The organism is Pseudomonas sp. B33.4 (assembly GCF_034555375.1).
Taxonomy (GTDB): Bacteria; Pseudomonadota; Gammaproteobacteria; order Pseudomonadales; family Pseudomonadaceae; genus Aquipseudomonas.
Genome location: NZ_CP140706.1, coordinates 6,248,188 through 6,260,207, shown reverse-complemented (window position 1 = coordinate 6,260,207; position 12,020 = coordinate 6,248,188). Strand labels below are relative to the sequence as shown.

At 58.9% G+C, this 12,020-nt stretch carries 12 protein-coding genes; 10 read left to right on the top strand and 2 right to left on the bottom strand.

What is annotated here, in order from left to right; translation table 11 throughout:
• Positions 1 to 150 precede the first annotated feature (150 nt).
• The 8 genes from U6037_RS27800 (at position 151) to U6037_RS27765 (ending at position 7,495) form a co-directional block, all read left to right on the top strand.
• A complete protein-coding gene (locus U6037_RS27800) occupies positions 151 to 1,506 on the top strand; it encodes an OprD family porin (RefSeq protein WP_150693692.1) in 1,356 nt (451 codons plus the stop codon).
• 296 nt (positions 1,507 to 1,802) lie between these two features.
• The gene (locus U6037_RS27795; RefSeq protein ID WP_007913831.1) at positions 1,803 to 2,441 is read left to right on the top strand and encodes a peroxiredoxin; all 639 of its coding nucleotides are present in this window, start codon (positions 1,803 to 1,805) and stop codon (positions 2,439 to 2,441) included.
• Between the two features lie 315 nt (positions 2,442 to 2,756).
• Positions 2,757 to 3,350 (top strand): NADPH-dependent FMN reductase, encoded by a 594-nt coding sequence (gene ssuE / locus U6037_RS27790; protein WP_007913832.1) that lies wholly within the window; start codon positions 2,757 to 2,759, stop codon positions 3,348 to 3,350.
• Positions 3,351 to 3,439: 89 nt separating this feature from the next.
• Complete coding sequence (locus tag U6037_RS27785) at positions 3,440 to 4,405, top strand: sulfonate ABC transporter substrate-binding protein (RefSeq protein WP_038358995.1); 966 nt, start codon at positions 3,440 to 3,442, stop codon at positions 4,403 to 4,405.
• 25 nt (positions 4,406 to 4,430) lie between these two features.
• Positions 4,431 to 5,579, top strand: a complete 1,149-nt coding sequence (gene ssuD / locus U6037_RS27780; protein WP_018928626.1) for an FMNH2-dependent alkanesulfonate monooxygenase — start codon at positions 4,431 to 4,433, stop codon at positions 5,577 to 5,579.
• A gap of 8 nt (positions 5,580 to 5,587) precedes the next feature.
• A complete protein-coding gene (gene ssuC, locus U6037_RS27775; RefSeq protein ID WP_003229260.1) occupies positions 5,588 to 6,370 on the top strand; it encodes an aliphatic sulfonate ABC transporter permease SsuC in 783 nt (260 codons plus the stop codon).
• Positions 6,367 to 7,173 carry an aliphatic sulfonates ABC transporter ATP-binding protein gene (gene ssuB / locus U6037_RS27770; protein WP_322845189.1) on the top strand — a complete coding sequence of 269 codons (807 nt, stop codon included), beginning with the start codon at positions 6,367 to 6,369 and terminating at the stop codon, positions 7,171 to 7,173. Before ssuC ends, ssuB begins: the two co-directional genes overlap by 4 nt.
• Positions 7,174 to 7,279: 106 nt before the next feature.
• Positions 7,280 to 7,495, top strand: a complete 216-nt coding sequence (locus U6037_RS27765; RefSeq protein ID WP_003229256.1) for a TOBE domain-containing protein — start codon at positions 7,280 to 7,282, stop codon at positions 7,493 to 7,495.
• 162 nt (positions 7,496 to 7,657) lie between these two features.
• Here the strand turns inward: U6037_RS27765 and U6037_RS27760 are convergent, their stop codons facing one another.
• A complete protein-coding gene (locus U6037_RS27760) occupies positions 7,658 to 8,296 on the bottom strand; it encodes a TetR/AcrR family transcriptional regulator (RefSeq protein WP_322845188.1) in 639 nt (212 codons plus the stop codon).
• Between the two features lie 228 nt (positions 8,297 to 8,524).
• Complete coding sequence (locus U6037_RS27755; RefSeq protein WP_007913842.1) at positions 8,525 to 9,901, bottom strand: glutamine synthetase family protein; 1,377 nt, start codon at positions 9,899 to 9,901, stop codon at positions 8,525 to 8,527.
• Between the two features lie 278 nt (positions 9,902 to 10,179).
• Between U6037_RS27755 and U6037_RS27750 the strand changes: the two genes are divergently transcribed.
• Entirely contained in the window at positions 10,180 to 10,536 is a 357-nt protein-coding gene (locus tag U6037_RS27750) for a glutamine amidotransferase (RefSeq protein WP_316917292.1), read from the top strand.
• 94 nt (positions 10,537 to 10,630) lie between these two features.
• Positions 10,631 to 11,989 carry a glutamine synthetase family protein gene (locus U6037_RS27745; protein WP_126367462.1) on the top strand — a complete coding sequence of 453 codons (1,359 nt, stop codon included), beginning with the start codon at positions 10,631 to 10,633 and terminating at the stop codon, positions 11,987 to 11,989.
• The last annotated feature ends 31 nt before the right edge of the window (positions 11,990 to 12,020 follow it).

Below are 12,020 nucleotides of genomic sequence, written 5' to 3'. Positions count from 1 at the left end.
ACCAAATCACTGCGATTAGACCTTGGTCGTAGACATACAAGGTTACGATTGACTTGTCAGTCACGGTCTGGCGCTAATCGCGCATCTTAGGACCCGGGGCATCAGACCCAGGGCCAGGAACACAAGAATTAGAAACGAGAGGAGCTTTACATGAACAAGTCCACCTTGGCCCTGGCTGTGGCCGTAGGGGTTATGGCGCAGCAGGCAGGCGCCGCCGGTTTCATCGAAGACAGCAAAGCTACTTTGGGGCTGCGTAACTTCTACATCAACACTGACAACCGTAGCGGAACAAACGAACCAAGCCGCAACGAAGAGTGGGGCCAAGGCTTCGATCTGCGTTTCATTTCCGGCTATACCCAAGGCACCGTTGGTTTTGGTATCGACGCGATCGGCCTGCTGGGTGTACGTCTGGATTCGGGCGGCGGCACCAACGGCAACGTTACCGCTGATGGCAAACCTGGCCCCGCTTACGGCGGCACTGTTTTCCCAAGCGAATCCAACGGTCAGGCAGTTGATAACTTCTCCAGCCTGGGCCTGACGGCCAAAGCCAAGATCTCCCAGACCGAACTGAAGCTGGGTACCCTACAGCCGAAGAACCCGGTCATCGTGACCAACGACGGTCGTCTGCTGCCACAAACCTGGCAGGGTGGTCAGATCACTTCCGGCGATATCAAGGACCTGACCCTGGTCGGTGGTCAGATCGAGCACGCCAAAGGCCGTAACTCCAGCAACAATGAACAGCTGTCTATCAACGGCGCGGCACCGCGTACTGTTAACAGCAACAAGTTCATCTACGCCGGTGGTGACTACAAAATCACCAAAGACCTGACTGCGCAGTACTACTACGGCAACCTGGAAGATTTCTACAAGCAACACTTCCTGGGTCTGGTTCACAACTGGGCAATCGGCCCGGGCGTGCTGAAGTCTGACTTCCGTTACTTCAACAGCTCCGACGACGGCGCCAACGGCAACACCCCTGCTTACTTCAGCAGCGGTAACTATTCCGGTGTTGCCAGCGGTCGCGGTAAAGTCGACAACAACTTGTACAGCGGCCTGTTCCTGTACACCGTTGCAGGTCACACCTTCGGTGGTGGCTACCAGGTTTCCAACGGCAGCAGCGACTTCCCTTGGCTGAACCAGGGTGACGGCTCGTCGAACTACACCATCACCGACATGCAGATTCAGAAGTTCGGCCGTGCCGGCGAACGTACCTGGCAAGCTCGCTACTCGTATGACTTCGCCAAAGTCGGCGTACCAGGCCTGACCGCTGGTATGGTTTACCTGCGTGGCGACAACATCGACACCGTTACTTCCCGCGGTCTTGAAAACGGTAATGGCGACTCCGAGTGGGAACGTGACCTGACTGTCGGTTACGTCGTACCGGAAGGCCCGCTGAAAAACGTTGGCTTCATGTGGAAAAACGCTACCTGGCGTACCAACATCGCTGGCGTTCGAGACCAGGACGAAAACCGCCTGATCCTCAGCTACTCGATCCCGCTGCTGTAATAGCGCGTCTCGATTCGTTGATGTAAAAAAAGCCCCGTCCGGCATCGCGCCGGACGGGGCTTTTGCGTTTTCGAGTCAGGCCCACCCCCGTAAGCCCTCCCCGAATTTCCCTCTTTACAGCAACTCAAGGCCTTCTCGAACCTTGCGACCGATGTTCGTCGGGATGCCGTTCAGCGTCCAGTGAACAGATGTTTAATATTCAATTATGATCTAGATATCTCATTATTTATTCTTTTTCACGATGGCAAATCCCGAGCTACAGTTGACGTCTCGAACAACTCATCAGGAGCAGCACCATGAGCCTCAGACTCGGCGACATCGCCCCCGATTTCGAACAGGATTCCAGCGCCGGCAAGATTCGTTTCCACGAATGGCTGGGCGATAGCTGGGGCGTGCTGTTCTCCCATCCGGCGGACTTCACCCCGGTGTGCACCACTGAGCTGGGCTTCACCGCCAAGCTCAAGGATGAGTTCAGCAAACGCGGCGTCAAAGCCATTGCGCTGTCGGTCGACCCGGTGGATTCGCACCACAAGTGGATCGAAGATATCAACGAAACCCAGAACACTGTCGTCAACTTTCCGATCCTGGCCGATGCCGATCGCAAGGTGTCCGATCTGTATGACCTGATCCACCCGAATGCCAACGACACGCTGACCGTGCGTTCGCTGTTCGTGATCGATCCGAACAAGAAGATTCGTCTGACCATCACGTATCCGGCGAGCACCGGGCGTAATTTTCACGAGATTCTGCGGGTGATTGATTCGCTGCAACTCACCGACAACTACAAGGTGGCCACCCCGGCCAACTGGCAGGACGGTGAAGAGGTGGTGATCGTGCCTTCGTTGAAAGATGAAGAAGAGATCAAGCAGCGCTTTCCGAAGGGTTATCGCGCGGTGAAGCCGTACCTGCGCCTGACGCCACAGCCGAATAAGTGAAATTTGCGGTGTAGCCACCACCCTTTCGCGAGCAGGCTCGCTCCCACATTTGAAACACGATTCCCTGTGGGAGCGAGCCTGCTCGCGAAGGCGTCAGTCCGGGCAGTACAGAATTCAGAACCACTAAGCAGGGGATTTCAGGCCGTTTCGACGGCCTTTTTTTTCGCCCGAAACAAAGCAACCCGCATATCTCCAAAACGTATAACCAAATGAATAAATATGATTTATGGATATATATATCAGCTGGTAAGGTCACTCCCATCGAAGCGAGATCGCAACCCGCGAATCGCCTGTAACGCTTAAGGAATTGTCTCAATGCTGGTCGTCTCACTCGGTGGCAGTCCCAGCCTGCGCTCCCGTTCCGGGGTGCTGCTGGAACGCTCGCAACGCTGGTTGCAGGCGCAAGGGGTGGAAGTGGTGAGTTATCAGGTGCGGGACTTCCCGGCCGAGGATTTGCTCCACGCCCGCTTCGACAGCCCGAAGGTGCTCGACCTGCTGCAACAGATTGAAAACGCCGACGGCCTGTTGATCGCCACACCGGTTTACAAAGCGTCGTTCTCCGGCGCGTTGAAAACGCTGCTGGATCTGCTGCCCGAGCGCGCCCTGAACCACAAGATTGTTTTGCCTATGGCCACTGGCGGCAGCATCGCCCACATGCTGGTGGTCGATTACGCCCTCAAACCGGTGTTGTCGGCATTGAAAGCCCAGGAAATGCTTCAAGGGATTTTCGCCGAGGACAGCCAGATCGCTTATGGCGAAGGCAGTGCCGCAGCACAACTGGCACCGGCGCTGGAGCAGCGACTGCATGAAGCGCTGGATCAGTTTGTCGGCGCCATGGCCCGCCGGCCGAAACCGCTGGAACCGGGCCTGTTGAACGAACGTTTGTTGAGTGCTCGCTGGAGCATTTAAGTCTCACCGGAATTTGAAGTACTCGCCTTACTCGCCCGCCAACGGGCAAGCAGGTGCAGCCAAAACCCAACAGCAAAAAGGAGAGCGCTATGCGCACTGTATTTTTGCGTCGTGGTCTGGTCGCTCTGTTTGCTGCGGCTGTCACCTTCGGCGCCATCACTCAAGCTCAAGCCGAGACTCTTCGGATCGGTTATCAGAAGTACGGCACGCTGGTGCTTCTCAAAGCCAAAGGCACTCTGGAAAAGCGTCTGGCCGCCCAAGGCGTCGACGTGCAATGGACTGAATTCCCCGGCGGCCCGCAACTGCTCGAAGGCCTGAACGTCGGCTCGATCGACTTTGGCGTCACCGGCGAAACCCCGCCGGTGTTCGCTCAGGCTGCCGGTGCCGATCTGCTTTACGTCGCCTACGAACCGCCGGCGCCGAACAGCGAAGCGATCCTTGTGCCGAAAGACTCGCCGATCAAATCGGTGGCCGATCTCAAAGGCAAGAAAGTCGCGCTGAACAAAGGCTCCAACGTTCACTACCTGCTGGTGCGTGCACTGGAAGACGCCGGCCTCAAATACACCGACATTCAAACCGTATTCCTGCCGCCCGCCGATGCTCGCGCTGCGTTCGAACGTGGCAGCGTCGACGCCTGGGTCATCTGGGATCCGTACCAGGCCGCCGCCGAGAAACAACTGCAAGCGCACACCCTGCGCGACGGCAAAGGCATCGTCGACAACCACCAGTTCTATCTCGCGACCAAGCCTTACGCACAGAAAAATCCCGAGGTGATCAAGACCCTCGTCGAGGAAGTGCGTGCAGTCGGCGAGTGGTCGAAAGCCAATCCTGAAGACGTGACTCAACAAGTCGCGCCACTGCTCGGCCTGCCGGCGGACATCACCCTGACCTCGGTGAAACGCCAGGGCTACGGCGCGCTGTTCCTGACCCCGGAAGTGGTCGCCGCGCAGCAGAAAATCGCGGACACGTTCTTCCAGCTCAAGCTGATTCCCAAGCCGCTGAGCATCAAGGATGTGATCTGGACACCACCGGCCGCTGTGGCTAAAGCGCAGTAATTCGAATTCCTAAGGAGACCACTCCATGAGCCTCAATATCTTCTGGTTCCTGCCTACCCACGGCGACGGCCATTACCTTGGCACCGCCGAAGGCGCTCGCGCCGTCGACCACGGTTATCTGCAACAGGTCGCGCAAGCGGCGGATCGTCTGGGTTTCGGCGGTGTGCTGATTCCTACCGGCCGCTCTTGCGAAGACTCGTGGCTGGTGGCAGCGTCGCTGATCCCGGTGACCCAGCGTTTGAAATTCCTCGTGGCTCTGCGCCCCGGGATCATTTCTCCGACGGTCGCGGCGCGACAGGCTGCGACCCTTGATCGCTTGTCCGGCGGCCGTGCGCTGTTCAATCTGGTGACTGGCGGTGATCCGGAAGAATTGGCTGGCGACGGTCTGTTCCTCAGCCACGAAGAGCGCTATCAAGCCTCGGTGGAATTCACCCGCATCTGGCGTCGTGTACTCGAAGGCGAAACCGTTGATTACGACGGTCAGCACATCAGCGTGAAGGGCGCGAAGTTGCTCTATCCGCCGATCCAGCAACCGCGTCCGCCGCTGTACTTCGGTGGCTCGTCGGAAGCGGCGCAGGATCTGGCTGCTGAACAAGTGGAAATGGTCCTGACCTGGGGCGAGCCGCCAGCAGCCGTCGCCGAGAAGATCGCTCAAGTCCGCGCCAAAGCCGCCAAGCTCGGCCGCACCGTGCGCTTCGGTATTCGTCTGCACGTGATCGTCCGCGAAACCAACGCTGAAGCGTGGCAAGCGGCGGATCGGCTGATCTCACACCTGGACGACGACACCATCGCTCGCGCTCAGGCTTCGCTGGCGCGTTTCGATTCGGTCGGCCAGCAACGCATGGCCGCGCTGCACGGTGGCAGCCGCGATAACCTCGAAGTCAGCCCGAATCTGTGGGCAGGCGTCGGTCTGGTGCGTGGCGGTGCCGGCACGGCGCTGGTCGGCGACGGCCCGACCGTGGCTGCGCGCGTGAAGGAATACGCCGATCTGGGCATCGACACCTTCATCTTCTCCGGTTATCCACACCTCGAAGAGTCGTATCGCGTCGCTGAACTGTTGTTTCCGCACCTCGACATCGAGCGCCCGGAACTGCCGAAAAGCGCCGGTTACGTCAGCCCGTTCGGCGAGATGGTCGCCAACGACATTCTTCCCAAAGCCGCGTCGCAGAGCTGAGGCGCGCCATGAAGAAAATTATCCACAGCCTCGCGCCCTGGGCGTTGCCGGTGTTGTTGCTGGCGGTGTGGCAGTTGTCGGTGTCGGCGGGTTGGTTGTCGACACGGATTCTGCCGGCACCGGTGGCGGTGATCGAAGCCGGCGTGAGCCTGGTGCGCAGCGGTGAAATCTGGACGCACCTGGCGATCAGCGGTTGGCGTGCGGCACTGGGTTTCACCATCGGCGGCAGCATCGGTCTGGTCTTGGGCTTTATCACTGGCCTGTCGAAGTGGGGCGAACGCCTGCTCGACAGCTCGGTGCAGATGATCCGCAACGTGCCGCATCTGGCGCTGATTCCGCTGGTGATCCTGTGGTTCGGCATCGATGAGTCGGCGAAGATTTTCCTGGTGGCGTTGGGCACCTTGTTCCCGATCTACCTCAACACTTATCACGGCATCCGCAATGTCGATCCGGCGTTGGTGGAGATGGCGCGCAGTTATGGTCTGAGCGGTTTCAGCCTGTTTTGGCAGGTGATTCTGCCGGGTGCGCTGCCTTCGATTCTGGTCGGTGTGCGCTTCGCTCTGGGCTTTATGTGGCTGACGCTGATCGTCGCTGAAACCATCTCGGCCAGCTCCGGCATCGGCTATCTGGCGATGAACGCTCGGGAGTTCTTGCAGACCGACGTGGTGGTGCTGGCGATCCTGCTTTATGCGGTGCTGGGCAAACTTGCTGACCTCGCCGCCCGTGGACTTGAACGTGTTTGGTTGCGCTGGCACCCGGCGTATCAGGTTGCCAAAGGAGGTGCGGCATGACCGCTCAACAACCTCCACGCCTGCTGCGCGGGATTCCGTTGGCGGTGCGCAACCTGCAGAAAACCTTCGGCGCGCGGCAGGTGCTGCGGGACATCGATCTACACATTCCGGCGGGGCAGTTTGTCGCCGTGGTCGGGCGCAGTGGCTGTGGCAAAAGTACCTTGCTGCGTTTGCTCGCCGGCCTCGATCAACCGAGTGGCGGTGAACTGTTCGCAGGCTCCGCGCCACTCAGTGACGCACGGGAAGACACTCGATTGATGTTCCAGGAAGCACGGCTGCTGCCATGGAAAAAGATCATCGACAACGTCGGGCTCGGCCTCAAGGGCAACTGGCGTCAGCAAGCACTGGATGCGCTGGAAGCGGTCGGTCTGGCGGATCGCGCCAATGAGTGGCCGGCAGCGTTGTCCGGTGGGCAGAAGCAGCGCGTTGCACTGGCGCGGGCGCTGATCCATCAACCGCGCCTGCTGTTGCTCGACGAACCGCTCGGCGCACTGGACGCGCTGACCCGCATCGAAATGCAGCAACTGATCGAACGTCTCTGGCAGCAACACGGCTTTACCGTGCTGCTGGTGACCCACGACGTCAGCGAAGCCGTGGCGATTGCCGACCGGGTGATTCTGATCGAGGACGGCGAAGTCGGCCTCGACCTGCATGTCGAACTGCCGCGCCCACGGGTACGTGGTTCGCATCGGCTGGCGGCGCTGGAAACCGAAGTGCTCAACCGTGTTCTCTCCCTGCCCGGCGAACCGCCGGCGCCGGAACCTGTTTCACCACTGCCTACGCAACTGCGTTGGGCGCAATGAAGCAGCTGCGAGCTTCAAGCTACAAGCTACAAGTAGACGCGTTGTGCTTTTGCTTGCCGCTTGAAGCTTGCCACTTGCCGCTTATTTCGACCTCAGGAGAAATATCATGACTATCAAAGCCATCAACGTCCGTAACCAGTTCAAAGGCTCGATCAAGGAAATCGTCCTCGGTGACGTGCTGTCGGAAATCGACGTGCAAACCGCTTCCGGCATCGTTACTTCGGTGATCACCACCCGCTCGGTCAAGGAGCTGGAACTGGTCGTGGGCAGCGAAGTGATCGCCTTTGTGAAATCCACCGAGGTGTCGATCGCCAAGTTGTAAGCCAGTGAGTAAAAAACAACCCCGGAGGGCGTGAGCCCTTCGGGGTTTTTTGTGCCTGGATTGAAATCGGCGGCGCGGCCATCGCTGGCAAGCCAGCTCCCACAGGGTTATTTGTCGGTCACAAAACCCTTGTGGGAGCTGGCTTGCCAGCGATGAGGCCAGTCAGATCACCAATGATCTCTTGGGTAGATACGGCGGCAAATACAGCCCAATGTAAGCATCAAACACCCGCATCCCTTCCTCGGCCATGCGCGGCGTGATCTGCCCGTGCTGCTGTACCGAGCGCGCATACACCCGGTCACCCAGCTCCATCGCCAGAGCAAATACATCGACATCCTCCGGCAGCCTCGGCAACTCGAAATGATGATCGAACAGCTTGTGCATCAGGTCGCCCAACTCAATATCGTGCTGGCGGTCAGCCTGGGTCACTTCGGTCAGACCATGCTGCGCGAGGATCAGCTGCCGTGCGGCGGCGTCTTCGTCGTAGATCTCCAGCATCCGTTGTTCGACTAACCGCGACAGGTCGTGCCAGTCACGCAGCGCTTCATGGTCGATCGGCGCTTGCAGGCAGGCACGGAACGCGGCGTGTACATCCGCCGTCAGTGCTTCGAGCAATGCCGGGACGCTGGCGAAGAAGTGGTACACGGAAGAGGGCGGAATCTGCGCACGCTCGGCAACGCTGTAGATCGACAGACTGGCCACACCCTCGGCGGCCAGTAGCGTACGCGCGGCGTCGAGTATCGAATCGATGCGCGCCTGGCTGCGGGCACGGGGTTTGCGGACGGGGGCGGGTCGCGTCATGGAAGTCTCCTGCGGGGCAGCGGGCATTGTACGAGCCGGGTTCGACGTTGTCTTGTCGACTGCCATCGCTGGCAAGCCAGCTCCCACAGTGATCTTCAGTGAACCGGGATTTGTGTGCGCAGAAAATCCCTGTGGGAGCTGGCTCGCCAGCGATCCGCCGCAGGCGGCCGTAAAAAAACGCCGCTGACTGAATTAGCCAACGGCGTTTTTTCTGAAGCTGCGATCCGCTTAAACGGTATGCAGATACCAGTTGTACTCAAGGTCGGAGATGGAGTGTTCGAACTCCTCCAGCTCGCTTTCCTTGCAGGCGACGAAGATATCGATGTATTTCGGATCGATGTACTTGGCCATCACCTCGCTGTCGTCCAGCTCGCGCAGGGCATCGCGCAAGTTGTTCGGCAGGCTTTGTTCGTTTTGCTCGTAGCTGTTGCCTTCGACTGGCGCGCCCGGCTCGATCTTGTTGGTCAGACCGTGATGCACGCCGGCCAGAACCGAAGCCATCAACAGATACGGGTTGGCGTCGGCACCGGCTACACGATGCTCGATACGCACGGCATCGGACGAGCCGGTCGGTACGCGGATGGCCACGGTACGGTTGTCGAGGCCCCAGCACGGCGAGTTCGGCACGTAGAACTGTGCACCGAAACGACGGTAGGAGTTGACGTTCGGGCAGAGGAAAGCCATCTGCGCGGGCAGGGTCTCGAGCACACCGCCGATCGCGTGACGCAGCGCGGCGTTCTGCTCGGGATCCTCGCTGGCAAAAATGTTTTTGCCTTCTTTATCCAGAATCGAGATGTGTACGTGCAGACCATTACCTGCCTGGCCCGGGTACGGCTTGGCCATGAAGGTGGTGTCCATTTCATGGTCGTAGGCAATGTTCTTGATCAGACGCTTGAGCAGTACCGCGTAGTCGCACGCCTTGATCGGGTCAGCGACGTGGTGCAGGTTCACTTCGAACTGCGCCGGGGCACTTTCCTTGACGATGGCGTCGGCCGGGATGCCTTGCTCTTTGGCACCTTCCAGAATGTCCTGGAGGCAGTCGACGTATTCGTCGAGGTCGTCGATCAGGTAGACCTGCGTCGAGTGCGGGCGTTTGCCGGAGATCGGCGAGCGTGGCGGCTGTGGACGGCCGTTCACGTTTTCCTGATCGATCAGGTAGAACTCGAGTTCGAATGCGGCGCAGATGGTTAGGCCCAGCTCGTCAAACTTTGCAACAACTTGACGAAGCACTTCGCGCGGATCGGCGAAGAATGGGTCACCCTCGAGTTCGTGCATGGTCATCAACAGTTGCGCGGTCGGGCGCTTCTGCCATGGCTCGTTACACAGCGTATCGGGGATTGGATAGCAGATACGATCGGCGTCGCCGATGTCCAGGCCCAGGCCGGTGCTTTCCACCGTCGAACCATTGATATCCAGAGCAAATAGAGAGGCCGGCAGGTTGATGCCTTTCTCGTAAACCTTGTGGAGGCTGGTGCGTTCAATGCGCTTGCCGCGCACCACACCATTCATATCCGCAATCAGAAGGTCAACGTACAGAACCTCAGGATGTTCCTTAAGGAACGCGTTCGCTTCGTTAAGCTGAACGGCACGCGGGGGTACCGACATGATGCAACACCTTTGTTGTTAAAAATATCAATCATTGATCTTTTCTGGTTTCAGTCAACCCGAACGGCCTGCCGAAGTCAAGCGAGGCCTTTTTTGCCCTAAAAAAGCGCTGCAAGGGCATTTATGGGGCACTTTGGGGTGGTTTTTAGTCCTTGTGACGCTGGGCACCCGCGGGCTTGAGCAGGCCGTGTTGTATTTTTTACGGGGGTGTTGTGTAAAAAAATGAACAAGGCTAAGCTCCGATCAAACCCATAACAGCAATAATACCGGGGTGCTTCATGTCTCGCCTGCCGTTAATCGGCATCACCGACTGCTCGCAACAGTACGGTCTGCATGCTCATCACATCAGTGGCGACCAATCCGTCCGTAGCGCAGCCAGCATGGCTGACAAGTTGCCGACGATGTTCCCGTCCATGGCCGTTCAAGCGCCAGCGTCCGATATTCTGGACGTACGGGAAAGCATCCTGTTTATGGCGTCTCCTTCCACTATAGATCGCTTTCATTTCCAAAGCCTGTGCCGCTTCCCCAGCCGTGCTCATGATTCTGCACGCCTTGAGTGTGCACAGGAAATGCAACGCCAGCGTAAAGGGCAGGTAAGCTCCTCTTTCATTGTCTATGCGCGGTGCCAGGCGTAAGCCGGTACTGCGCGAGCAAGCCCCCTTTAACGCGACGCTCAAAGCGTCAAACTTTGCCTGACATCATGTCAGGAGACTCAGCCCAGAGGCATTTATGAGTACCAACCTCGACCAGCTCACCGATTGGTTGAAAGACCACAAGATCACAGAAGTCGAATGCATGATCGCCGACTTGACCGGGATCACCCGGGGCAAGATCTCGCCGACCAACAAGTTCATCGCCGAAAAAGGCATGCGTCTGCCCGAGAGCGTGCTGCTGCAGACCGTGACCGGCGACTACGTCGAAGACGACATCTATTACGAACTGCTCGACCCGGCCGACATCGACATGATCTGCCGCCCCGACCAGAACGCCGTGTACATGGTGCCATGGGCTATCGAGCCGACTGCACAGGTGATCCACGACACCTACGACAAGCAAGGCAACCCGATCGAGCTGTCGCCGCGCAACGTCCTCAAGAAAGTCCTCAAGCTCTACGCCGACAAAGGCTGGCAGCCGATCGTGGCGCCGGAGATGGAGTTCTACCTGACCAAGCGCAGCGACGACCCTGACTACCCGTTGCAGCCGCCAATCGGTCGCTCGGGCCGTCCGGAAATCGGTCGTCAGTCGTTCTCCATTGAAGCGGCGAACGAATTCGATCCGTTGTTCGAAGACGTCTACGACTGGTGCGAACTGCAGGAGCTGGACCTCGACACACTGATCCACGAAGACGGCACGGCGCAGATGGAAATCAATTTCCGTCACGGCGACGCACTGTCGCTGGCCGACCAGATTCTGGTGTTCAAACGGACCATGCGCGAAGCCGCGCTCAAGCACGACGTGGCCGCGACCTTTATGGCCAAACCGATGACCGGCGAGCCTGGCAGTGCGATGCACTTGCACCAGAGCATCATCGACATCGAAACCGGCAAGAACGTCTTCTCTAATGAAGACGGGACCATGAGCCAGTTGTTCCTGCACCACATCGGTGGTTTGCAGAAACTGATTCCTGAGTTGTTGCCGCTGTTCGCGCCGAACGTCAACTCGTTCCGCCGCTTCCTGCCGGACACTTCGGCACCGGTCAACGTCGAGTGGGGTGAAGAAAACCGCACCGTCGGCTTGCGTGTACCGGATGCCGGCCCGCAGAACCGTCGTGTCGAAAACCGTCTGCCGGGCGCCGACGCCAACCCGTATCTGGCGATTGCCGCGAGCCTGCTCTGCGGTTACATCGGCATGGTCGAAGGCCTCAACCCGAGCGCACCAGTGGTCGGTCGTGGTTATGAACGCCGCAACCTGCGCCTGCCGCTGACCATCGAAGATGCGCTGGAGCGCATGGAAAACAGCGCCACCATCGAGAAGTACCTGGGCAAAACTTTCATCACTGGCTACGTCGCGGTCAAGCGGGCCGAGCATGAAAACTTCAAGCGCGTGATCAGTTCCTGGGAGCGTGAGTACCTGCTCTTCGCCGTCTGATACGCCGGGCGCGACCCTCAGCGGTCGCGCC

Excerpts from the sequence above, each read along its gene's own strand:
- U6037_RS27785 (WP_038358995.1), top strand. The coding sequence starts at position 3,440 with ATGCGCACTGTATTTTTGCGTCGTGGTCTGGTCGCTCTGTTTGCTGCG.
- U6037_RS27795 (WP_007913831.1), top strand. The coding sequence starts at position 1,803 with ATGAGCCTCAGACTCGGCGACATCGCCCCCGATTTCGAACAGGATTCC.
- U6037_RS27800 (WP_150693692.1), top strand. The coding sequence starts at position 151 with ATGAACAAGTCCACCTTGGCCCTGGCTGTGGCCGTAGGGGTTATGGCG.
- U6037_RS27750 (WP_316917292.1), top strand. The coding sequence starts at position 10,180 with ATGTCTCGCCTGCCGTTAATCGGCATCACCGACTGCTCGCAACAGTAC.
- U6037_RS27760 (WP_322845188.1), bottom strand. The coding sequence starts at position 8,296 with ATGACGCGACCCGCCCCCGTCCGCAAACCCCGTGCCCGCAGCCAGGCG.
- ssuE (WP_007913832.1), top strand. The coding sequence starts at position 2,757 with ATGCTGGTCGTCTCACTCGGTGGCAGTCCCAGCCTGCGCTCCCGTTCC.
- ssuD (WP_018928626.1), top strand. The coding sequence starts at position 4,431 with ATGAGCCTCAATATCTTCTGGTTCCTGCCTACCCACGGCGACGGCCAT.
- U6037_RS27755 (WP_007913842.1), bottom strand. The coding sequence starts at position 9,901 with ATGTCGGTACCCCCGCGTGCCGTTCAGCTTAACGAAGCGAACGCGTTC.
- U6037_RS27745 (WP_126367462.1), top strand. The coding sequence starts at position 10,631 with ATGAGTACCAACCTCGACCAGCTCACCGATTGGTTGAAAGACCACAAG.
- U6037_RS27765 (WP_003229256.1), top strand. The coding sequence starts at position 7,280 with ATGACTATCAAAGCCATCAACGTCCGTAACCAGTTCAAAGGCTCGATC.
- ssuC (WP_003229260.1), top strand. The coding sequence starts at position 5,588 with ATGAAGAAAATTATCCACAGCCTCGCGCCCTGGGCGTTGCCGGTGTTG.
- ssuB (WP_322845189.1), top strand. The coding sequence starts at position 6,367 with ATGACCGCTCAACAACCTCCACGCCTGCTGCGCGGGATTCCGTTGGCG.